This window comes from Streptomyces rectiviolaceus, from assembly GCF_039533825.1.
In the GTDB taxonomy this organism is placed as follows: domain Bacteria; phylum Actinomycetota; class Actinomycetes; order Streptomycetales; family Streptomycetaceae; genus Streptomyces; species Streptomyces rectiviolaceus.
This window is the reverse complement of the sequence record NZ_BAAAUG010000025.1, coordinates 41,821-62,521: the sequence shown is the minus strand read 5'-3', so window position 1 is coordinate 62,521 and position 20,701 is coordinate 41,821. Positions and strand designations below refer to the sequence as shown.

18 protein-coding genes are annotated in these 20,701 nt (G+C 69.8%); 9 read left to right on the top strand and 9 right to left on the bottom strand.

Annotated features, from left to right (window positions below; genetic code table 11):
* Positions 1 to 146: 146 nt before the first annotated feature.
* The gene (locus ABD378_RS08890) at positions 147 to 695 is read right to left on the bottom strand and encodes a CGNR zinc finger domain-containing protein (RefSeq protein ID WP_344519983.1); all 549 of its coding nucleotides are present in this window, start codon (positions 693 to 695) and stop codon (positions 147 to 149) included.
* 127 nt (positions 696 to 822) lie between these two features.
* Between ABD378_RS08890 and ABD378_RS08885 the strand changes: the two genes are divergently transcribed.
* The 5 genes from ABD378_RS08885 to ABD378_RS08865 all read left to right on the top strand — a co-directional run bounded on the left by ABD378_RS08885 (position 823) and on the right by ABD378_RS08865 (position 6,054).
* Positions 823 to 1,275: a VOC family protein gene (locus tag ABD378_RS08885; protein ID WP_344519982.1), complete on the top strand. Its 453-nt coding sequence runs from the start codon at positions 823 to 825 to the stop codon at positions 1,273 to 1,275.
* Positions 1,276 to 1,397: 122 nt separating this feature from the next.
* Positions 1,398 to 2,291: a pyridoxamine 5'-phosphate oxidase family protein gene (locus ABD378_RS08880; RefSeq protein ID WP_344519981.1), complete on the top strand. Its 894-nt coding sequence runs from the start codon at positions 1,398 to 1,400 to the stop codon at positions 2,289 to 2,291.
* 18 nt (positions 2,292 to 2,309) lie between these two features.
* On the top strand, positions 2,310 to 2,765 hold the full coding sequence (locus ABD378_RS08875) for an NUDIX hydrolase (RefSeq protein ID WP_344519980.1): 456 nt from the start codon (positions 2,310 to 2,312) through the stop codon (positions 2,763 to 2,765).
* Between the two features lie 248 nt (positions 2,766 to 3,013).
* Positions 3,014 to 4,804, top strand: a complete 1,791-nt coding sequence (locus ABD378_RS08870; protein WP_344519979.1) for a TIGR03767 family metallophosphoesterase — start codon at positions 3,014 to 3,016, stop codon at positions 4,802 to 4,804.
* An 89-nt stretch (positions 4,805 to 4,893) separates the two neighbouring features.
* Positions 4,894 to 6,054, top strand: coding sequence for a serine hydrolase domain-containing protein (locus tag ABD378_RS08865; protein WP_344519978.1), 1,161 nt, complete (start codon positions 4,894 to 4,896; stop codon positions 6,052 to 6,054).
* Positions 6,055 to 6,129: 75 nt separating this feature from the next.
* Here the strand turns inward: ABD378_RS08865 and ABD378_RS08860 are convergent, their stop codons facing one another.
* Positions 6,130 to 7,185 (bottom strand): hypothetical protein, encoded by a 1,056-nt coding sequence (locus tag ABD378_RS08860; protein WP_344519977.1) that lies wholly within the window; start codon positions 7,183 to 7,185, stop codon positions 6,130 to 6,132.
* 251 nt (positions 7,186 to 7,436) lie between these two features.
* On the bottom strand, positions 7,437 to 10,010 hold the full coding sequence (gene pepN / locus ABD378_RS08855) for an aminopeptidase N (RefSeq protein ID WP_344519976.1): 2,574 nt from the start codon (positions 10,008 to 10,010) through the stop codon (positions 7,437 to 7,439).
* Positions 10,011 to 10,173: 163 nt separating this feature from the next.
* On the opposite strand from pepN, the gene ABD378_RS08850 reads away from it, so the two are divergent.
* Complete coding sequence (locus ABD378_RS08850; protein ID WP_344519974.1) at positions 10,174 to 10,821, top strand: mycothiol-dependent nitroreductase Rv2466c family protein; 648 nt, start codon at positions 10,174 to 10,176, stop codon at positions 10,819 to 10,821.
* Positions 10,822 to 10,827: 6 nt separating this feature from the next.
* Here ABD378_RS08850 and ABD378_RS08845 read toward each other — a convergent pair whose 3' ends face one another.
* From ABD378_RS08845 to ABD378_RS08830, 4 genes are all read right to left on the bottom strand, one after another.
* Positions 10,828 to 11,034, bottom strand: a complete 207-nt coding sequence (locus tag ABD378_RS08845) for a hypothetical protein (RefSeq protein WP_344519973.1) — start codon at positions 11,032 to 11,034, stop codon at positions 10,828 to 10,830.
* Positions 11,035 to 11,166: 132 nt separating this feature from the next.
* Positions 11,167 to 11,817, bottom strand: coding sequence for a superoxide dismutase (locus tag ABD378_RS08840; RefSeq protein WP_344519972.1), 651 nt, complete (start codon positions 11,815 to 11,817; stop codon positions 11,167 to 11,169).
* Between the two features lie 195 nt (positions 11,818 to 12,012).
* A complete protein-coding gene (locus ABD378_RS08835; RefSeq protein WP_344519970.1) occupies positions 12,013 to 13,464 on the bottom strand; it encodes an amino acid permease in 1,452 nt (483 codons plus the stop codon).
* Positions 13,465 to 13,636: 172 nt separating this feature from the next.
* Positions 13,637 to 15,052, bottom strand: coding sequence for an amino acid permease (locus ABD378_RS08830; RefSeq protein WP_344519969.1), 1,416 nt, complete (start codon positions 15,050 to 15,052; stop codon positions 13,637 to 13,639).
* 268 nt (positions 15,053 to 15,320) lie between these two features.
* On the opposite strand from ABD378_RS08830, the gene ABD378_RS08825 reads away from it, so the two are divergent.
* A complete protein-coding gene (locus tag ABD378_RS08825) occupies positions 15,321 to 15,899 on the top strand; it encodes a biotin transporter BioY (protein ID WP_344519968.1) in 579 nt (192 codons plus the stop codon).
* A 4-nt stretch (positions 15,900 to 15,903) separates the two neighbouring features.
* Here the strand turns inward: ABD378_RS08825 and ABD378_RS08820 are convergent, their stop codons facing one another.
* Positions 15,904 to 17,241 (bottom strand): FAD-binding oxidoreductase, encoded by a 1,338-nt coding sequence (locus ABD378_RS08820; protein ID WP_344519967.1) that lies wholly within the window; start codon positions 17,239 to 17,241, stop codon positions 15,904 to 15,906.
* Positions 17,242 to 17,396: 155 nt separating this feature from the next.
* Between ABD378_RS08820 and ABD378_RS08815 the strand changes: the two genes are divergently transcribed.
* The gene (locus ABD378_RS08815; RefSeq protein WP_344519966.1) at positions 17,397 to 18,446 is read left to right on the top strand and encodes a serine/threonine-protein kinase; all 1,050 of its coding nucleotides are present in this window, start codon (positions 17,397 to 17,399) and stop codon (positions 18,444 to 18,446) included.
* On the opposite strand, the gene ABD378_RS08810 is transcribed toward ABD378_RS08815, so the two are convergent.
* Positions 18,443 to 19,933: an amino acid permease gene (locus tag ABD378_RS08810; protein WP_344519964.1), complete on the bottom strand. Its 1,491-nt coding sequence runs from the start codon at positions 19,931 to 19,933 to the stop codon at positions 18,443 to 18,445. The two genes, ABD378_RS08815 and ABD378_RS08810, sit on opposite strands and share 4 nt — an antisense overlap.
* A 174-nt stretch (positions 19,934 to 20,107) precedes the next feature.
* Between ABD378_RS08810 and ABD378_RS08805 the strand changes: the two genes are divergently transcribed.
* Positions 20,108 to 20,593, top strand: a complete 486-nt coding sequence (locus tag ABD378_RS08805) for a ribose-5-phosphate isomerase (RefSeq protein ID WP_344519963.1) — start codon at positions 20,108 to 20,110, stop codon at positions 20,591 to 20,593.
* Positions 20,594 to 20,701 lie beyond the last annotated feature (108 nt).

Below are 20,701 nucleotides of genomic sequence, written 5' to 3'. Positions count from 1 at the left end.
TAAGTGACTGCTGTTTGGGGAGAGTTGTCCGAGCTGTGATCGATGCGTGACGCAATTCCGCCATCCGCCATGGCGGACAAGGCGGTTCATAGGGTGACTTGCACCGGGAACTTCAGGGAACTTCCCCGAACTTCCGGGGGGGCGGGTCAGCTCTCGCGCGAGCGTGCGTAGTGCCGCGACGCCTTCGCGCGGTTGCCGCAGGCCGCCATGGAGCACCAGCGCCGGGTCCCGTTCCGCGAGGTGTCGAAGAAGTGCAGGACGCACGCCTCGTGGGCGCAGGGACGGATCCGGTCCGGCGCGGTGGCGAGGAGCGTCAGGTAGTCCCGCGCCGCCAGCCACGCCGCACCCCACGTCGCGTCCTTGAACTCGGGCTCCTCGCCCGGACCTTGCGCGGTCAGGGTCGCCCGGATGCGCCCATGTCCGAGGACCTTGTCGACGCGGGCGATGGCGGCGGGGTCACCGGGGCTGTCCACGGCGGAGGCGAGCGCGTCGCGCGCCCGCAGCACATGGTCCAGCGTCGCCTCGTCCGCCTCGAAGCGGTCGTCGAGCCCATGGGCGGCGAGCCAGATGGCGAGCCCCTCGGCATCGGTCAGCAGATCCCGGCGCGCGCCGTCCGTCACCCACCGGGTGTTGAGCAGGTCGAGGGAGAGCGGCTCGCCGACGAGCGGGCGGGGGTCGCGGGGTGCGGTGGTCATGGGGGGCTCCCTTCGAGGCTAACCAGTAAAGCGTACGTGACCGGTTGACGCTCGCACGTCTAACCATTAACGTCGCATTCAATGGTTAGCCCGCGTGAGGCGGGCCACCGCCGACGAGGGGAGAGTCATGACCGTGACCAGCGCGCTCCGCACCGGCCACATCGGCCTGAACGTCACCGACTTGGAGCGCTCGCTCGCGTTCTACCGAGACGTGCTCGGCTACGGCGTGATCGGCGAGGGCAAGGAGGAGGGCCGCAGGTTCGCTTTTCTGGGGGAGGGCGGGGCCCCCTCGCTCACGCTCTGGCAGCAGGCGTACGCGGCGTACGCGGCTTCGAACGCGGGCCTGCACCACCTGGCGATCGAGGTGGACACCATCGAGGAGGTCCGCGCGTACGAGAGCGCGCTGCGGGCGTACGGGGTGGAATTCGCGTACGAGGGGGTCGTCCCGCACGGCGAGGGCGCGGCGTCCGGCGGGATCTTCTTCCACGACCCGGACGGGACGCGCCTGGAGATCTTTTCGGGCGTGGGCGCCTCGGGCCGGGCTCCGGTGCCGGCTGCGCCTACCTGTGGTTTCTTCTAGTCCCAGTGCCATGCCGCTTCGCGGCGGAGTGTGTGTCGTCTGCAGTCCGCGGGTTGTTCGTGGCTGGTCGCGCAGTTCCCCGCGCCCCTTCGGGCGCCCCCGTCTACTCGTACAGGAGCGACATGACCCCGCGCGCCCCGTACCACCACGGCTCCCGCGCCGTGCAGGATCTCGTCGGCGTGCGGGAGCTGGCCGACCACGTGGGGCGGTCCATCGGTGACGGGATCCGCCCCGTCGCCGCCGCCTTCCTCGAACTCCAGCCCATGCTGGTGATCGGCGGCGCCGACCCGGCCGGCGCCCTCTGGGCCTCGCTGCTCACCGGTGAACCCGGGTTCGTGCGGGCCACGGGGCCGCACCAGATATCGATAGCGGGCGGCCTGCGCCGGGCCGACCCCCTCGCCCAGGCCCTCGCCCAGGAGACTCAGGAGGGCAACCCCGTGGGCACCATCGCCCTGGACCCCCGCACCCGGCGCCGCATGCGGCTGAACGGCCGGGCGCGGCCGACTCCGCGCGGCCTGGCGATCGAGGCCGACCAGGTCTTCTCGAACTGCCCGAAGTACCTCCAGAAGCGGGAACTTCCGGGGGTCGCCGCGCCCGGCCGCCCGGCCGCACCCCGCCACGGAGTGAAACTCACCGGCGACCAGCGCGCGTTCATCGCCGAAGCGGACACCTTCTTCCTCGCCACCGTCCACGCGGAAGGCGCCGACGCCAGCCACCGGGGCGGCAACCCCGGCTTCGTCCAGGTCCCTTCCCCTCACGAACTCACCTGGCGGGACTACCCCGGCAACTCCATGTTCCTGTCCCTCGGCAACCTCGCCACCGACCCCCGCGCCGGGCTCCTCTTCCTCGACTGGGTGACAGGCACCACCCTCCAGCTCACCGGCACGGCCCGCACCGAATACGGCGACGACGGGACCCGCACGGTCCGCTTCACCCTCACCGAGGCGGTGGAAACCCAACGCGCGAGCCCCTGGAGTTGGTCCCCGCCCGAGTACTCCCCTGCCAATCCCACGTAAGGGGACTAGCGTCACTCTGTGCACAAAGAGCTCCGGGTGGCGGCCTACGCCGTATGCGTACAGGACGGGCAGCTGCTGCTCGCCCGCTGGGTGGCGGGCGACGGCAGCAAGCGCTGGACGCTGCCCGGCGGCGGGATGGACCACGGGGAGGATCCGTACGACACGGTGATCCGCGAGGCCGACGAGGAGACGGGGTACGTCATCGAGCCCGTCGCGCTGCTCGGCGTCGACTCGCTGCGCCGCCGCTATCCGCGCAAGCTCGGCGCCGTCGCCGACTTCCACGGCCTGCGAATCGTCTACGAGGCGCGGATCACCGGCGGCGAGCTGCGCCACGAGCAGGGCGGTTCCACCGATCTCGCGTCCTGGCACGCGCTGGACGCCGTCGCCGGACTCGACCGGGTCGGGCTCGTCGATGTCGGGCTCGATCTGTGGCGGACCCGGCCCGACGACGGACACCTGGCGGCGCCCTCCTGAGGCTCCGCAGCGCCTCCCCTTCCCCGCAAGATGAACGTGGAGTGACCGCCTCCTCTCCGCCCGGAGAGGGGCGGATGACCGCGCAGGGTGTCGGATGATCCACGTACGGTGATCGGCGTTGCCCGTTGCGGTCTCGTTAACGTGCAGGTCATCCCGGATGTCAACGATCCAGTACGAGCGGGAATTTCGCCGACTGCGGAGCTGCCCGCGACCACTGCCGACGCGTTCGCAATCGGGGAGACCGCGCCATGTCGCGCATACGCTCTGTCGCCACCGCCGCCCAGACCGCCACCCACACCGCCGCCCGTGCCGCTTCATCCGTGGACCGCCGGGCCTTCCTCGCGACCACCGGAGCCGTCTCCCTCTCCGCGGGCATCGGCTATGCCCTGCGGCCCGGCACCAGCCATGCCGCCGCCAGCGGTCCTGCCCCCGTCGCACTCTCGCGGCAGGCGCCCGCCGCGCCCCTGATGCCCTACCGGGGCGGCACCACGCTGGCCGCCGTCGCCGCCCCGCGCGGCACCTCCGGCTACCGGCGTCTCGGGGACGGGCCCGCCTGGGACCGGGTGGTCCGCGGTGACCTCGCCGCCGCCAAGAACGGCCGCGAGGGGCGGCGCACCTCGCTCGCCGCGTTCGTCCAGTTCACCGACCTGCACCTGGTCGACGTGCAGCATCCGCTGCGGTACGAGTATCTGCGCGCCCAGACCGCGAGCGCCTGGCGCCCGCAGGAGGCCCTCTCGGTGGCCGGCGCGGTCGCGCTCGTCGAGCGGGTCAACGCACTGCGCGGCGCGCCCGCCACCGGATCGCCGCTGCACTGCGTGGTGACGACGGGCGACAACACGGACAACAACTCGCGCTCCGAGCTCGACTGGTTCCTCAAGACCATGAGCGGCGGGCGCATCAACCCCAACACCGGTGACCCGCGCCGCTACGAAGGTGTCCAGGACAGCGGCCTGAAGCTGTACTGGCACCCGGACGACGACCTCCGCGACTCCGACAAGGCCCTCGGCTTCCCGCAGGTCGACGGCTTCCTCAAGGCCGCTCTCCGTGAGGTCAACAGCCCCGGTCTCGGGCTGCCTTGGTACTCGACCGTCGGCAATCACGACGCGCTGCCCGGCGGCTGCTGGGGGCCCGGCGACTCGTACTTCTCCGAATTCGCCGTCGGAGGACGCAAGTTGATGTCCCTGGACGAGTCGCGCGGCGCCGCCCTGTGGAAGGCCGTCAAGAAGGGCCGTGACCCCAAGGGCGCGCAGTTCAAGGAGCTCCTGAAGAGCGAGGCGCGGCGGATGCGCTCGGTCACCCCGGACGAGAGCCGCGCGCCCTTCACTCCCGCCGAGTACGTCAAGGCTCACCTCGACCCGGCGTACAAGGGGCACGGTCCCGCGGGCCACGGCTACACGCAGGAGAACCTCGACTCGGGTACCCAGTACTACTCCTTCCGCATCAGCGACGACGTACTCGGCATCAGCCTGGACTCGACGGACCCCGGCGGTCACTACGAAGGCTCGCTCGGCACGGCCCAGATGGACTGGCTCGAGCGGGAGTTGAAGGCGAACGAGGAGAAGGACGGCGGCGGTTCGTACGTCATCGTCTTCAGCCACCACACCAGCCGGACCATGCGCAATCTGCGCCAGGACCCGGACCGCCCGCGCGAGGGAAGGCACGGCGGCGACGAGATCGTCGCCCTCCTCGGCCGCCACCGCTCCGTCCTTGCCTGGGTCAACGGTCACAGCCACAAGAACAAGATCACCGCGCACCAGACCCCGCGCGGCTCCTTCTGGGAGGTCTCCACGGCCTCGCACATCGACTTCCCGCAGCTGGCCCGCGTCGTGGAGGTGAGCGACAACCACGACGGCACGATCTCCCTCTTCACCACCCTCATCGAGTCGTCGGCGCCGCACCGCACGGATTACGCCGATCTTTCGCAGACCGGCCTCGCCGCGCTCTACCGCGAACTGTCCTTCAACGCCCCGGGGGCCAAGCCCGCGCTTGGCGGCGAGCCGGGCGACCGGAACACGGAGCTCATCCTCAAGAAGGGCTGAAACCCGCTCAACCCCGGCGAGGCGGTCAACCTCCTCACCGGACCCGTGAGTCCCTCCGGCCGACCGCAGTCGTCAACGGAGGAGATCGGATGTCAGCACGTGCGAGAGGCCTGATGGGCGTGGCCGCAGGGGTGGCCATGACGGTGACCGCGGGGGCATTCGCGGCGCCCGCGCTCGCGGGGGAGTCCGGTGGTGGCGGGCACGGCGACCGGCACCGGGCGACGCAGAAGGCGATGGAGGCCGCCGTCAACGAGAACGCCCCCGGCGTGACCGTGCAGGCCAAGGACCGGCACGGGCCCTGGAACTCGGCCGCGGGTATCGGCGACCTCGAAAGCAACAGCCCGCGCGGAAGCCACGACCACTACCGCGTCGCCAGCATTACCAAGACGTTCGTCGCCACTGTGCTGCTCCAACTGGAGGCCGAAGGGGAGCTCGACCTGGACGACAAGGTCGGGGAGTGGCTGCCGGGCGTCGTCGAGGGCAACGGCCACGACGGCGACAAGATCACCGTGCGCCAACTCCTCAACCACACCAGCGGTGTTTTCGATGTGTCGGCCGACCGCGGCTTCCAGGAGAAGGTGTTCACGGAGAAGTTCCTGGAGCACCGCTACGACACCTGGACCCCCGAAGAGGAGGTCGAGATCGCCATGCGCCACAAGCCGGACTTCAAGCCCGGCAAGGGCTGGAACTACTCCAACACCAACTACATCCTGGCCGGCATGATCATCGAGAAGGTGACGGGGGAGACGTACGCGGACGAGATCCGCAGCCGGGTCATCGAACCGCTGGGCCTGCGCCACACGACCCTGCCGGGGACGGACGCCGCGATGCCGCGGCCCAGTTCACGGGCGTACACGAAACTCTCCGACGCACCGGACGCCAAGAACCATGACGTGACGGAGTTCAACCCGTCCGTGGCGGGGGCGGCAGGCTCGATGATCTCGAACTCGGCTGACCTGAACCGTTTTTACACCGCTCTGCTGCGCGGCAAGCTCATGCCGAAGAAGCAGCTCGCCGAGATGAAGACGACCGTCCCGAAGGGCGGCGAGACGGGCGGCCGCTACGGCCTCGCCCTGGAGAGCGTCAAGACCTCCTGCGGCACAGTCGTCTGGGGGCACGGCGGCGACATCCACGGCTCGACGTCGATGGCGCTGGCGACCGAGAACGGCGGCCACGCGCTCGCCGCGAACTTCAACGGCCCGGACGGCGACTGGTCCGCTGTCCTGAACGCGGAGTTCTGCGCGAAGTGACGTAGGGAGTAGGGGTGTTGCGTACGTGAATGGGGGCGGGGCCGCCTGTCATCGTGCCGGCCTCGCCCCCTTTCCCTACCTGGGCAGTACGACGACGTACGCCGCCGGATCCCGATCCGCCGACGCCATCAGGGCGGTCCGTACGACGGTCGCCTGCTGTTCGAGGGACTCGCGCAGCTTCTTGGGCGTCAGGTGGACGACGGTGATGCCGAGCCGCTCCAAGTGCTCGCGCTTACGGGCGTATTCGGACCACAGTGCGTCGTCGTCCTGCCGGAAGCCGTGCCGGGGCGCCCGCGTGTCCAGCTCGACCGCGACGGCCAGGTCGGGCCAGTAGGCGTCGACGCCCCCGAGGTGCGGCCCACCGGGCAATCGCAGGTCGACGTTCCACAGCGGATCGGGCAGGCCGTGCTCGGCGACCATCTGGTAGATCCGGTCCTCGGCGATGGCCCGCCCTTCGGCGAGCAGCGAGTCCACCGCGTCCACGACATGCGGCCGGGTGAGCAGCCGCGCCTGGTTCAACTCCCGGACGATGGCGGCGGGTTCGCAGTGGTTGCCGCGCACCGCCTCGGTGAGCAGTCTGCGCACCGCACCCGCCTCGGCGAGCCCGGCCACGGCGTCGGCGAGCGCGCGCGGCACGGGGGCCACCGGAACTCCGGCGATCTGTACGGCGGTCGGCAGTGCCTGGGCGCGCACGAGCCGGATGAAACCGGTGGAGCGCAGCCGCCGGGTGCGCGGGACGAGGACGTCGATGCGGTCCAGGGAGAGCAGCGGGGGAGCCGACGAGAAGCGGTGCAGGGCGAGCGCCGCGAGTCCCGTGATCAGGGCGTCGGCGTACGGGGCGTGGGGCTCGCCTGCGCCGGGCTGCGCGGGCACGGTCTTCGCCGCCTTGGCCGGCGGGCGCCCCGCGAACAACAGGGCGCCGTGCAGGCGCTCTTCACTGGTCGGCGGCCCCGGGTGCAGCAGGCAGACTCCCGGGAGCAGCTGCTGCCAGGGCCCTTCCGGGCGGCAGTGGGCGGAGACGTCCGCGGCGGAGACTCCGTGGGCGCGTAGCTGGGCGGTGCTCATGACGCGGCGCTGGACGTCGGCGAGGTGGCGGAGGGGGCGGGGGGAGAGCGGGGTGTTGTGGTTCATGACCGGGCCATTCCCGCTGCCGCTCCGCCCCCTAACCGCTGTTACAGGCCCGTCGACATAACCGGACAACCCCGCACTAAAGTGCAGACGTTCGACTGCCGAAAAGGTCCGTTTCCGCGCGGTACGTTCCGCCGGGAGTCCGAGGGGGTTCGAGGGAGTCCGATTGGAGCCCGGGGGAGTCCGGGGGAGGGCGGGCGCAGCGCCGAAGCTGCCGGGCAGCCGTCGACGGGCGCCCACCCTGGGCCGGAGGTCTACGCGGCAGCCGCGTCGCAGGCCTGCCCCCGCAGCGACCGGGCAAGGTCGTCCCGCGCCTCCAGCACAAGCCGCCGCAAGGCAGGCGCGGCCGACTCGTGCGAGGCGAGCCACAGATCCGCCGCGTCCAGCGTCCCCTGATCGTCCTGGAGGTGGGGGAAGAGCCCCTTCACCACGTCCATGCCGATCTGGATGGACCGCTCGGCCCACACCCGCTCAATGACAGCGAAGTACTTGGGCGCGTACGCAGCGGTCAGCTCCCGCTGCGACGACTGTGCGAACCCCGAGATCGTCGCCCCCACCAACGCGTTGGACAGGGAGTCGGACTCCACCACGGAGGCCCACGCCTGCGCCTTCACTGCCGCGGAAGGCCGCGCGGCCAGGCACCGCACCTGGTGCCGCTTGCCCGAAGCCGTGTCGTCCCTGGCCAGTTCGGCGGCAAGCACCTGCTCGTCGGCGATGCCGTGCGCGGCCAGCGGGCCGAGGAAGGACCAGCGCAGCTCCTGGTCGACGTCCAGGCCGTCGATCTTCGCCGTCCCTTCAAGCAGGGTCCGCAGCAGCTGCAGATCGGCCTCCGACGAGGCCACCGCGGCGAAGAACCTCGCCCACGTCAGCTGGTGCTGGCTGCCGGGATCCGCGATCCGCAGCTCCCGCAGCGCACCCTCGGCGAGCGCGCGCCCGCCCTCCTCGCGCCACTCGGGGGCGGCGTAGAAGGTGAGGGCCGAGTCCGCCCACGTGTGCAGCATCTGCAGGACCCCGATGTCGCTCTCGCGCCCCGCGAACCGCAGCACGAGTCCGATGAAGTCCCGCGCGGGCATGAGCGCGTCCCGGGTGAGGCTCCACAGCGCGGACCAGCACAGCGCGCGGGCGAGGGGATCGGTGATGTCACCGAGGTGCGCCCGCAGTGTGTCGAGGGAGGTCTCGTCGAAGCGGATCTTGCAGTACGTCAGGTCGTCGTCGTTGACCAGGACAAGATCGGGAGCCTCCTCGCCGCCCAGCTCGGACACCACCGTGCGCGGCCCTTCGACGTCCACCTCCGCGCGTGCGTACCGCGTCAGCTCACCCTCGGGCGTGCGGCGGTACAGACCCACCGCCACGCGGTGCGGGCGCAGTTCGGGGTGGGACTCGGCGGCCTCCTGGAGCACGGAGAGCTCTGTGATCCTGCCCTCCGCGTTCAGGATGACCTGTGGCGTAAGGGAGTTGACGCCCGCCGTCTGGAGCCAGGACCGCGACCAGGAGGCCATGTCGCGCCCGGAGGTCTCCTCCAGGACCGAGAGGAGGTCACCGAGCCGGGTGTTCCCGTACGCGTGCCGCTTGAAGTAGCGCCGCGCGCCCTCGAGGAACGCGTCACGTCCGGCATAGGCGACGAGCTGCTTCAGTACTGAGGCGCCCTTCGCGTACGTGATCCCGTCGAAGTTGAGCTTGGCGTCCTCCAGGTCGCGGATGTCGGCCGTGACCGGGTGCGTGGAGGGCAGCTGGTCGGCGCGGTAGGCCCACGCCTTGCGGTTGTTGGCGAAGGTGATCCAGCCGTTGGTGAAGCGCGTCGCCTCGACCATCGAGAAGGAGCCCATGAAGTCGGCGAATGACTCCTTGAGCCACAGGTCGTCCCACCAGCGCATGGTGACGAGGTCGCCGAACCACATGTGCGCCATCTCGTGCAGGATGACGTTGGCCCGGCGTTCGTACGACGCCTGGGTCACCTTGCCGCGGAAGATGAACTCCTCGCGGAAGGTCACGCAGCCGGGGTTCTCCATCGCGCCCAGGTTGTACTCCGGGACGAAGGCCTGGTCGTACTTCCCGAAGGGGTAGGGGTAGTCGAAGTTGTCGTGGAAGAAGTCGAGCCCCTGCTTGGTGACCAGGAAGACGTCGTCCGCGTCGAAGTGTTTCGCGAGCCCCTTCCTGCACATCGCGCCGAGCGGGATGTCCAGCGTCGTGCCGTCGTCGAACGTGCGGCTGTAGGAGTCCGTCACGTAGTGGTACGGACCCGCGACGACAGCTGTGATGTACGTCGAGATCGGCTTCGTCTCGGCGAACTTCCATACGCCGTCGGCCAGTTCACCGGCGCCGTTCGACCAGGCGGTCCATCCCTCGGGCGCCTGCACCTCGAACCGGAAGGGCGCCTTCAGGTCGGGCTGCTCGAAGTTGGCGAAGACGCGCCGTGAGTCCGCGGGCTCGTACTGCGTGTAGAGATAGACCTCGCCGTCCTCCGGGTCGACGAAGCGGTGCATGCCCTCGCCGGTGCGGCTGTAGGCGCACTGGGCGTCCACCACCAGTTCGTTCTCCGCGGACAGGTCCTCAAGCGTGATCCGGGTGCCGTCGAAGACCTCGGAGGGGTCCAGGTCCTTGCCGTTGAGGGAGAGGGCCGTGACGCTCGGGGCGATCAGGTCGGCGAAGCTCGTGGCGCCGGGTTCGGCGGAGCGGAAGCGGATCGTGGTGACGGAGCGGAACGTGCGCGGCTCCTGGTCGCTCTCGCCGATCGCGGAGCGCAGGTCGAGAAAGACCTCGTACCCGTCGACGGACAACAGCGCGGCCCTTTCCTGGGCCTCGTCGCGGGAAAGATTCTCACCGGGCACGGGCGGTACTCCCTTGTACTCGCAGGTGGAAGTCGTGGATCGCACGACCTGTACGAATGTCTACGATCCTCGCATGTGCCCCCAGCGCGCGGTATCGGGGAATGCCCGGGTAGATCACTGACGTTCCCCTGGCCAAGCGCGCACGCATTCCCTAGGGAGAGACATGTCCGAGAACGGCAAGCCCGGCAAGACCACAGCTGACTTCTGGTTCGACCCGCTGTGCCCGTGGGCCTGGATGACCTCGCGCTGGATGCTCGAGGTGGAGAAGGTCCGCGACGTCGAGGTCCGCTGGCATGTCATGAGCCTCGCCGTACTGAACGAGGACAGGCTCGACGAGCTGCCCGAGGAGTACCGCGACATGCTCGAGACGAAGGCCTGGGGCCCGGTCCGCGTGGTCATCGCCGCCCAGCAGAAGCACGGTGACGACTACACCGGAAAGCTCTACACCGCCCTTGGCACCCGCTTCCACAACCAGGGCGAGGGCCCGACCCGCGAGGCGATCGTCGCCGCGCTCAAGGACGTCGGCCTGCCCGAGGACCTCGCGGACTACGCGGACTCGGACGAGTACGACACCCAGCTGCGCGCCTCCCACCAGGAGGGCATCGACAAGGTCGGCCAGGACGTGGGCACGCCCGTCATCGCCGTCCCCGGCGCCGACGGCGAGCAGGTCGCCTTCTTCGGCCCTGTCGTGACACCCACCCCGAAGGGCGAGGCGGCGGCGAAGCTGTGGGACGGCACGCTGCTCGTGGCGTCCACGCCGGGCTTCTACGAGATCAAGCGGACGCGGACGCAGGGACCGATCTTCGACTGAGCCTCGCTATTTGAGCTTGCGGGGCAGATAGAAGGGCGACTTGTCGAAGGCTGTACGCAGGGTTCCGCAGCCCGGTGCGTCGCAGGCCCAGTAGTCGCCGGTGTACTTCAGGCCGGAGTCGTCCTTGAGCTGCTTCTGCTCGCCTTTGCTCAGCGGGTGGTGCGGCTCGTCCCGTTTGCAGGTACTGCAGTACATGTTCCGTGGTGTCGTCATGTCGACACGGTCCACCGGAACCCCGGATACCGACAGGCCCCCGTGAGTCATGTCCTCACGGGGGCCTGTCCTTTTTCCGCCCGCCCGCGCGAAGGTTGAGAAGACGATCACGAGGCGGGACGTCTCAGGGCGTCAGGGAGCCAGCAGCAGGCTGTTCACGCGCTGCTTCGCGGCGTCGTAACGCTTGGCCACGTCCTGCCAGTTGACGACGGCCCACATGGCGTCGATGAAGTCGACCTTCTGGTTCTTGTACTGCAGGTAGAAGGCGTGCTCCCAGGCGTCGAAGACCAGGATCGGCGTCGAGCCCTGGCCGACGTTGCCCTGGTGGTCGTAGACCTGCTCGACGATGAGGCGGTTGCTGAGCGGCTCGTAGGCGAGCACGCCCCAGCCCGAACCCTGTGTGGTCGCCGAGGCCTTGGTCAGTTGGGCCTTGAACTTGGCGAAGGAGCCGAAGGACTCGGTGATCGCGTCCGCGAGGTCACCGACACCGTCCGCGGCCAGCGGCTCACCGCCGCCACCGTCCTTCGGGCTGTTCATGTTGTGCCAGTAGATGCTGTGCAGGATGTGGCCGGAGAGGTGGAAGGCCAGGTTCTTCTCCAGGCCGTTGATGGCGCCCCACGTCTCCTTGTCGCGCGCCTCCTCCAGCTGCTCAAGGGTGTCGTTCGCGCCCTTCACGTACGCCGCGTGGTGCTTGTCGTGGTGCAGCTCGACGATCTGGGGATTGATGACCGGCTCGAGCGCCGCGTAGTCGTACGGAAGTTCAGGAAGCGTGTAAATGGCCATGTCCGAGCCCTCCGACTGCTGCTCTGCTGTAGTGCAACGCTTATTGCAACCTATATGCAAGTGCAGGCTAGCAGCAGGAGAGGGCCTCCACGGGGCAGGGGTGATCAGCCCTTCGTCCTAGGACCGGAGGCCGCAGGGAACGCGAACAGGGCCCCGAGTCCGTCGACTCGGGGCCCTGTTCGCGCAAAGGTGTCGCTACTCGGCGGCGACCGCCGCCTGCTTCTCCGCCGCCCGCTTCTCCGCCGTCTTCTGGCGGACGAAGCCGATCGCCGCGAGCACCAGCGTCAGCGTGCCCGTGGCCAGAAGCTGCTTGCGGGTGTCCGGCTGCTCCGTCATCAGGTAGAAGATGTACGCCATCGCGGCGAGGGCGACCCAGGTCAGGAACGGGTAGGCCCACATCTTCACGACCAGCTTCTCGGGCTCATCGCGCTCCGTCCTGCGGCGCAGGATCAGCTGCGAGGCGGCGATGAAGATCCAGACGACCAGGATCATCGCGCCGATCATGTTCAGGAGCCAGGGGAAGACGTCGTCCGGGCGCCAGTAGCTGAGCAGGACGCAGACGAAGCCGAAGACCGAGGAGGCGAGGACCGCGAGGCGCGGGACGCCGCTGTAGACGCGGCCGAGCACCTTGGGGCCCTGGCCGCGCGCGATCAGGGAGTACGACATGCGCGACGCGCCATAGATGTTGGCGTTCATCGCCGAGAGCAGGGCGATCAGGACGATGACGTTCATGATCTGGCCGGCGCCGGGGATGCCCAGGTGGTCGAGGGTGGCGACGTACGGGCCCTTCGCCACGACCTCCTTGTTGTCCCAGGGGAGCAGGGTCACCACGACGAGCATCGAGCCGACGTAGAAGAGGGCGATGCGCCACATCGCCGTGCGCACGGCCTTGGCGACGCTCTGGACCGGGTTCTCGGACTCCGCGGCCGCGATCGTGACGGTTTCCAGACCGCCGTACGCGAAGACCGACGCGAGGAGGCCGATGATCAGGCCGTCCGTGCCGTGCGGCATGAACCCGCCCTCACCGGTGAGGTTGGCCGTGCCGGGGGCGGAGGCGTCCGAGCCGGGCAGGATGCCGAGGATCGCCAGGACGCCGATGCCCAGGAAGAGCGCGATCGCGCCGACCTTGAGCGCGGCGAACCAGAACTCGAACTCGCCGAAGTTCTTCACGGCCGTCAGGTTGGCCCCGCAGAACACCAGCATGAAGAGCGCGACCCAGGCCCACTCGGGGCTGTCGGGGAACCAGCCCACCATGATCTTCGCGGCGCCGATGCCTTCGAGGCCGACGGCGACGCAGAGCAGGAACCAGAAGCCCCAGCCCGCGGTGAAGCCCGCCCATGGGCCGATCGCGCGCTCGGCGTGGACCGAGAAGGAGCCGGACGCCGGGTTCGCCGCCGACATCTCGCCGAGCATGCGCATCACGAGCATGACGAGCGCGCCGGATATCGCGTAGGCGAGGACGATCGAGGGACCGGCCGCGGCGATGCCCGCTCCGGAGCCCACGAAGAGGCCCGCTCCGATGACGCCGCCGAGGGCGATCATGGAGAGATGCCGCTGCTTGAGGCCGTGGACGAGCGGTGAATCGACCTTGGGGGCCTCGGGGGCCGCGTCGGGTGATGCGTCCTGGGGGGTGGACGTCCGAGACATGGGCGTGCCCTGTTCAGTAGCTGAGACGGGGGAGCTGAGCGGGGTGAGCAAGCGGCCCACGGCGCGGTGGGCAAGCGGCCCACAGTCTGAAGTCCGGCACCGCTGACAGGGAACACCTGACCGCTATACGGACACGACGCTCACACGTTGTGAAGAAGTGGGCACAAGTTGTTCACGCCCGTTTCATGCGCGCCGCGCGCCACTCCCGCAGCCCCGCGACCGCCAGGACGAGCCCTGTCGCACCCGCCGACCACAGCAGCTGCGGCCGCGCCCCGTCATCGGTCAGCATCAGCCCGAGCACGGCCGCCATCGCCGCGAGCGCCGCCCATGTCAGGTAGGGGAACGCCCACATCCGCAGGACGAGGCGCTCCGGCGCCTCGCGCTCGATGCGCCGCCGCAGCCGCAGCTGCGAGACCGCGATCAGCGCCCACACGAAAAGGAGTACCGCGCCGACCGAGTTGAGCATGTAGAGGAAGACCGAGTCGGGCCACTTCAGATTCAGTACGACGGACACGAAGCCGAAGGCCACCGACGCGAGGACCGCCCGGCGCGGGACCCCGCCGCGCGACACCTTCAGCAGGGCCTTGGGCGCCTCGCCGCGCTCGGCGAGGGAGAAGACCATCCGGGACGAGCCGTAGAGGTTGGCGTTCAGCGCCGAGAGCAGCGCCACGAACACCACGATGTTCATGATCGTGCCGGCGGACGGCACCCCGATCGAGTCGAGGACCGTCACATAGGGACTGACGCCTGCCTTCTCCGCCGTCCACGGCAGGACCGTCACGATGACCAGCATCGAACCGACGTAGAAGAAGAGGATGCGGTAGACGGCGCTGCGCACGGCGCGGGCGACCGAGCGCACCGGGTCGTCGGACTCGGCCGCCGCGATCGTCACGACCTCCAGGCCGCCGAAGGCGAAGACGACGGCCAGTACGCCGGACGTCACGCCTTCCCAGCCGTTGGGCAGGAAACCGCCGTGTCCGGTGAGGTTGGTGAGGCCCACGGGGTCCGTGTCGGGCAGGACCCCGAAGATCGCGAGCAGCCCGAGCACCAGGAACGCGACGATCGCGAAGACCTTCAGCGCGGCGAACCAGAACTCGAACTCGCCGAAGTTCTTCACGGCGGCGAGGTTGGCCGCGGTGAACACCAGCATGAAGACAAGGACCCAGGCCCACTGCGGAACGCCCGGCGCCCAGCTGTTGGCGATCTGCGCGGCACCGGTCGCCTCCACGGCGAGCACGACGACGAGCAGGAACCAGTAGAGCCACCCGACGCTGAACCCCGCCCAGCGTCCGAGGGCGCGTTCGGCGTGCACGGAGAAGGACCCGGACGCGGGCATCGCGGCCGACATCTCGCCCAGCATCCGCATCACGCACATCGCGAGCGCACCGGCGATGAGGTACGAGACGACGATGCCGGGCCCGGCGACGGCGATCCCGGCCCCGGACCCGACGAACAGACCGGCCCCGATGACACCGCCAAGGCCGAGCATGGTGAGGTGCCGCTGCTTCAGGCCTCCGCCGAGCGGCTCGCGCTCCAGGTCCGCCGTCCCCTTCATGGGTACCGACTCATCGGGGGGTGCGTCGTGCATGGTGCTTAGCGCTGCTCTCGGGCTCACAAAGAAGTTGGCGGGAACCTACAGTCTCCCTGGACGGCATCCCCGTACGCAAAACGGGGCCCGTACGCCGCTCACCTCAGTGACGAGCATCACGCCCCCCGCAGGGGTACCTCCCGCACTTTGTGCGGAACCCACCACCGGGCCACCCGGGACCTTGTCGCCCACCCCCGGTGAAAGGCGCCCCCGCCTGAGATAGCGTCGCGGGGTCCCATCTGCCCGTCCCAGAACCCGCGGAGTCCCGATGAGCATCGCCGCCGTCTCTTCCCGTCCCGGCCAGGTCCTCGCGGACCTGCTCCCCGCGTCCCGCGCGAAGGACGCGGCCTTCGTCCTCGGCGGCGCCGCCCTCACCGGCATAGCGGCCCAGATCGCCGTGCCCGTCCCGGGTTCCCCCGTACCGGTGACGGGACAGACCTTCGCCGCCCTCCTCGTCGGCACCGCCCTCGGCGCCCGCCGCGGCTTCCTCTCCCTCGCCGTGTACGCCCTCGTCGGCATGGCGGGCATGCCGTGGTTCGCCGAGGCGGGCTCCGGCGTCGCCGCGCCGTCCCTCGGCTACGTCCTCGGCATGCTCCTTGCCGCCACCGTGGTCGGCGCCCTCGCCCGCCGCGGCGGCGACCGTTCCGTCCTGCGCACCGCGGGCACGATGGTGCTCGGCTCCGCGATCATCTACGCGGTCGGCGTCCCGTACCTCGCCGCCGCGACCGGCATGTCGCTGACCCAGGCCGTCGCCGCCGGGCTCACGCCCTTCCTGATCGGCGACGCCCTCAAGGCCGCGCTCGCGATGGGCGCGCTGCCCACGGCGTGGAAGTTCCTCGACCGCTGAGCGGTCAACTGACGTTGTAGTTCCGCCTGAAGAGGTTCGCCGGGTCGTACGTGGCCTTCAGCCCGGCGAACCTCTTCCGCGTACCGGCGTCGTAAAGACCGTCGGGCCGATCGCCCGCACCGAAGGCGAAGTTGAGCAACCGCCCCGCGGCATCCGGCGCGAAGAGACCGAACGCCTGCGCCTGCACGGCCCGCACCGCGTCGAGGTCGGTGCCGTCCAGCGGCGAGAGCACCCGCACCAGCCACCCCGCGTCCCGGTACGGCACCGCGTTCTCGGCGGTCCCCGCGGGCTTCGCCAGCGCCCCGCCCAGCTGGTTGATCTGGACGACGTGCATCTTCTCGGCGGCCGGACCGGTCATCGCGAACAGCTCACTCGCCGCCGCGACATCCAGCTCGCGCACGACCACGCTGTCCCCGTAGTAGGAGTGCGGGAAGTCGGGGTCGCTGTGGATCGTGTGGCTTTCGGTGTACGGCATCTCCCGCAGCGAGTCCGACATCATGGGCCCGATCTCCCGCAGCGGCGCCACAAGCCGTTCGCCCGCCGCCTCGGAGCCCGTGTAGGCGACCCGGACGGTGACGAGATAGCGGCCCCGCAGATGGGGCGGCAGCTGCGGGATGTCCGGATAGACCAGCGCCGCCACCGACGAGGTCAGCTCGTCCGGCACCGTCCGCGTCCACGCCTCGTACGCCCGGAGCACCCGGCCGGGGTCCACCTCACGCCCGTCGAAATCGATCGCACCGCCGTACACCCGCGCCACCGGCACCAGGCCGATCTCCAGGGCTGTCACCACCCCGAGGTTCGCGCCCCCGCCGAGCAGCCCCCAGAAGAGCTCGGGCTCGCTCTCCGCCGTGACGTGCCGCAGCGTGCCGTCCGCCGTGACGACGTCGAGCCACCGGACGTGATCGGCCGCGTACCCGAACTCCCGCGCCAGGACGCCGAGTCCACCGCCCAGCGTGTACGAGACGGCTCCCACGCCCGGCGCCGACCCGTTCAGCGGCGCGAGCCCGTGCGCCGCCGCGGCCTCCACGACCTGGCCCCAGCGGACGCCCGCGCCCACGGTGACCGTGCGCGCGTCCGCATCGATCCGGACGGAGTCCATCCGCCGGGTGCTGATCAGTACGCCGTCCTCCGATGACCCCGGAAGTCCGTGCCCGGTGGCCTGCACTCCGATGGGCAGCCCCGCCTCCGCGGCGTACGAGACGGCGGCGACGACGTCATCGGGGCTCCCGGCCGCGAACACGATCGAGGGCCGCTGCGCGAAACCGGTCTGGAATCCGGCGATCTCCTCGTCGTACCCGTCGTCGCCGGGCCGGAACACGAGTCGCTGAGCGGTGAAGTCCACGGTGATCCTCCAAGGAGTGCTGGCTGACACCTCAGAGCTTCCCGGGAAAACCTGACATCTGCCGTCAAGTTTTCCGGGCCGTTTCCGGGCCCTTCCGGGCCTTCGGGAAACCGCGTGAACTGTGCTGTCATGAAAGGAGGGTTGGGGGTGAACCCATGCCGGAGCCTCGCGTGGTCGCGGGCCGCTACCGCCTGCTCGATGTCATCGGACAGGGCGGCATGGGCCGCGTGTGGCGCGCGGCCGACGAACTCCTCGACCGCCGCGTCGCGGTCAAGGAGATGCGGATCGAAGGAGCCTTCGACGGCCCCGAGACGGGGGACGCCCACGTCCGCAGAGAACGCGCGCTGCGCGAGGCGCGGGCCACCGCGCGGATCGATCACCCCGGTGTCGTACGCGTCTATGACGTCGCCGAGGAGGACGGCCGCCTCTGGATCGTCATGGAGCTGGTCGACGCGCGCTCTCTGGCCCGGTACGTCGGCGAAGAGGGGCCGCTGGACGAGCGCGAGGCGGCCCGCGTAGGCCTCGCCCTGGTGGCGGCGCTGCGCCGGGTGCACGCGGCGGGCGTCCTGCACCGTGACATCAAGCCGGAGAACGTCCTGCTGGGCCCCGGAGGGCCTGCCGACCGGGTCGTCCTCACCGATTTCGGCATCGCCGCGCTCCAGGACACGGGCCGCCTCACGCTGACGGGCCAGCTGGTGGGCTCGCCCGAGTACATGGCACCCGAGCGGGTCTCGGGGGCTGAGCAGGGCCCGCCGTCCGACCTCTGGTCCCTGGGGGCGACGCTGTGCACCGCGCTGCGCGGCAGCTCGCCGTTCGCCCGTGCGTCGGCGCTGAACACGCTGGTCGCTGTCCTGCACGAGGCGCCTGAACTGCCGCCGGAATCAAGCGGGTTGTATCCGTTGCTCGCCGCGCTCCTGGCCAAGGAGCCGCAGCGGCGTCCGGGCCTCGACGAGACGGAGGCGGCCCTGCGGGCGGTGCTCGCGGCACCACCGAGGCCGCGGGAGACATCGGCCGGGCAGGTTCAGACCGCCGACTGGCGGGGCCGCGTCCTGACCGCCCTGGTCCTGCTGGTCGCGGCCGCCGTGGCAGCCGTCATGTTCTTCACCGCGCGCGATCCGGGCGGCACGGAGCCGCCCGGACCGAGCACGCGTCCGCCGACGGTGGCGGGTACGTCGACCACACCACCGTCGGACGGCACCGGCTAGGCGTCGACGCTCACCGTGTCGGGGTCGTTGTCGGTGTCGACACTGCTGTCGGTGTCGACGCGGGGCCGCACCTTCTCGCGTATGACGGAGAACGCCACCACGAACGCCGCGGCGAGCAGCGAGAGCAGCACCTGCTTGCGCCCGGCCTCGTCGGTCAGCATGTAGACGAGCACGAACGAGATCATCGCGATCGTGACCCACGTCAGGTACGGGAAGAGCCACATCTTCACGACGAGCTTCTCCGGCTCCTCGCGCAGGATGATGCCGCGCATCCGCAGCTGCGTGAACGCGATCATCAGCCAGACGAAGAGGGCCACCGCGCCCGACGAGTTCAGCAGGAAGTCGAAGACGGTGTCCTGCCACTGGTAGTTGAACCAGACGGCGACGAAGCCGAAGACGACGGACCCGAGGATCGCGGCCTGCGGCACACCGCGCGAGTTGGTGCGCGCGAAGGCCTTGGGGGCGTCACCGCGCTGGCCGAGCGAGAAGGCCATGCGGGAAGCGGTGTAGAGCCCGGAGTTGAGGCAGGAGAGGACGGCGGTCAGGACGATGACGTTCATGACCTGACCGGCGTGCGGGATGCCGATCGAGTTCAGCGCGGCGACGTACGAACCGTCCTTGAGGATCGACTTGTCGTCCCAGGGCAGCAGCGTGACGACGACGAAGATCGAGCCCAGGTAGAAGACGCCGATACGCCAGATGACGCTGTTCGTCGCCTTGGTGACGGCGCGCTGCGGGTCCTCGGACTCACCGGCGGCCAGCGTGACGATCTCGGAGCCCATGAACGAGAAGACGACCATGAGCACGCCCGTGAGGATGGCGCCCGCGCCGTTGGGCATGAATCCGCCCGCGTCGGTGAGGTGCGCGAATCCGGCGCCGGGGTTGTCGGAGCCGGGCAGCACGCCGAAGACGGCGAGCAGACCGATGATCACGAACCCGCCGATGGCGACGACCTTGATGCCGGCGAACCAGAACTCGAACTCGCCGTAGGAGCCGACCGAGACGAGGTTCGTCAGGGTGAGCACCACCATCACGATGAGCGCCCAGCCCCACTGCGGGACGGCCGGTATCCATCCGTTGAGGATGACGGCGCCGGCGGTGGCCTCCACCGCGAGCACCACGACCCAGAAGAACCAGTACAGCCAGCCGATGGAGAAACCGGCCCAGCGGCCGAGCGCCTGGTCCGCGTAGGTGGAGAAGGAGCCCGATGTGGGCCGTGCGGCGGCCATCTCACCGAGCATCCGCATCACGAGGACGACCATCGTGCCGACGAGGGCGTACGAGACGAGGATGGCGGGCCCTGCGGCGGCGATTCCGGAGCTGGAGCCGACGAAGAGTCCTGCTCCGATGACGCCACCGATGGCGATCATGGAGAGGTGGCGGTTCTTCAGCCCGGCCTTGAGGCCGTCACTGGTGTCTCCAGACTGCGGATCCCCAGGCGTAGGGGGAGTGCTGTCTGCCTTCGCAAGGGAGGGTTGCGAGGTCATGGACGAATCCTTAAGTTCTCGGGTCACGAGCCCCCGCATTCAAACTCAGGGGTGTCCGTGACGGAAGTCCCGACTCCGGATCGTTGTATTCCGGCCCAATGGCCCAGACCTGGGTGACCAAGGCCCGGCCCCCGGTCGCCGCTACCCGCCCCGCGACGTGCCACACTCAGTCGCATGCGCGTGTACCTCGGCTCGGATCATGCCGGCTACGAACTGAAGAACCACCTGGTCGAGTGGCTCAAGAGCCACGGCCACGAGCCCGTCGACTGCGGGCCCCACATCTATGACGCCCAGGACGACTACCCCCCCTTCTGCCTCCGCGCCGCGGAGAAGACGGCGGCGGACGCGTCGTCGCTCGGCATCGTGATCGGGGGCTCCGGCAACGGGGAGCAGATCGCCGCGAACAAGGTGAAGGGGGTCAGGGCCGCCCTCGCCTGGAGCGAGCAGACGGCCGCGCTCGGGCGTGAGCACAACGACGCGAACGTGGTGTCGATCGGCGGCCGGATGCACTCGCGGGAAGAGGCGACGAAGTTCGTCGAGATCTTCCTCTCGACGCCGTACTCGGGTGAGGCCCGTCACACTCGGCGGATCGACATGCTGTCGGCCTACGAGACCACGGGCGAGTTGCCTCCCGTCCCGGCGCACCACCCGCAGGGCTGAGCCCCCGCCGCTCCACCGCACCGTCGATCACCGGCTCCGCCGAGTTCGTCCTCAAACGCCGGACGGGCTGGAAATCCAGCCCGTCCGGCGTTTGGCCTGGGAGGCGCC

Excerpts from the sequence above, each read along its gene's own strand:
- ABD378_RS08890 (WP_344519983.1), bottom strand. The coding sequence starts at position 695 with ATGACCACCGCACCCCGCGACCCCCGCCCGCTCGTCGGCGAGCCGCTC.
- ABD378_RS08885 (WP_344519982.1), top strand. The coding sequence starts at position 823 with ATGACCGTGACCAGCGCGCTCCGCACCGGCCACATCGGCCTGAACGTC.
- ABD378_RS08880 (WP_344519981.1), top strand. The coding sequence starts at position 1,398 with ATGACCCCGCGCGCCCCGTACCACCACGGCTCCCGCGCCGTGCAGGAT.
- ABD378_RS08870 (WP_344519979.1), top strand. The coding sequence starts at position 3,014 with ATGTCGCGCATACGCTCTGTCGCCACCGCCGCCCAGACCGCCACCCAC.
- ABD378_RS08865 (WP_344519978.1), top strand. The coding sequence starts at position 4,894 with ATGTCAGCACGTGCGAGAGGCCTGATGGGCGTGGCCGCAGGGGTGGCC.
- ABD378_RS08860 (WP_344519977.1), bottom strand. The coding sequence starts at position 7,185 with ATGAACCACAACACCCCGCTCTCCCCCCGCCCCCTCCGCCACCTCGCC.
- ABD378_RS08850 (WP_344519974.1), top strand. The coding sequence starts at position 10,174 with ATGTCCGAGAACGGCAAGCCCGGCAAGACCACAGCTGACTTCTGGTTC.
- ABD378_RS08845 (WP_344519973.1), bottom strand. The coding sequence starts at position 11,034 with ATGACGACACCACGGAACATGTACTGCAGTACCTGCAAACGGGACGAG.
- ABD378_RS08840 (WP_344519972.1), bottom strand. The coding sequence starts at position 11,817 with ATGGCCATTTACACGCTTCCTGAACTTCCGTACGACTACGCGGCGCTC.
- ABD378_RS08835 (WP_344519970.1), bottom strand. The coding sequence starts at position 13,464 with ATGTCTCGGACGTCCACCCCCCAGGACGCATCACCCGACGCGGCCCCC.
- ABD378_RS08830 (WP_344519969.1), bottom strand. The coding sequence starts at position 15,052 with ATGCACGACGCACCCCCCGATGAGTCGGTACCCATGAAGGGGACGGCG.
- ABD378_RS08825 (WP_344519968.1), top strand. The coding sequence starts at position 15,321 with ATGAGCATCGCCGCCGTCTCTTCCCGTCCCGGCCAGGTCCTCGCGGAC.
- ABD378_RS08815 (WP_344519966.1), top strand. The coding sequence starts at position 17,397 with ATGCCGGAGCCTCGCGTGGTCGCGGGCCGCTACCGCCTGCTCGATGTC.
- ABD378_RS08810 (WP_344519964.1), bottom strand. The coding sequence starts at position 19,933 with ATGACCTCGCAACCCTCCCTTGCGAAGGCAGACAGCACTCCCCCTACG.
- ABD378_RS08805 (WP_344519963.1), top strand. The coding sequence starts at position 20,108 with ATGCGCGTGTACCTCGGCTCGGATCATGCCGGCTACGAACTGAAGAAC.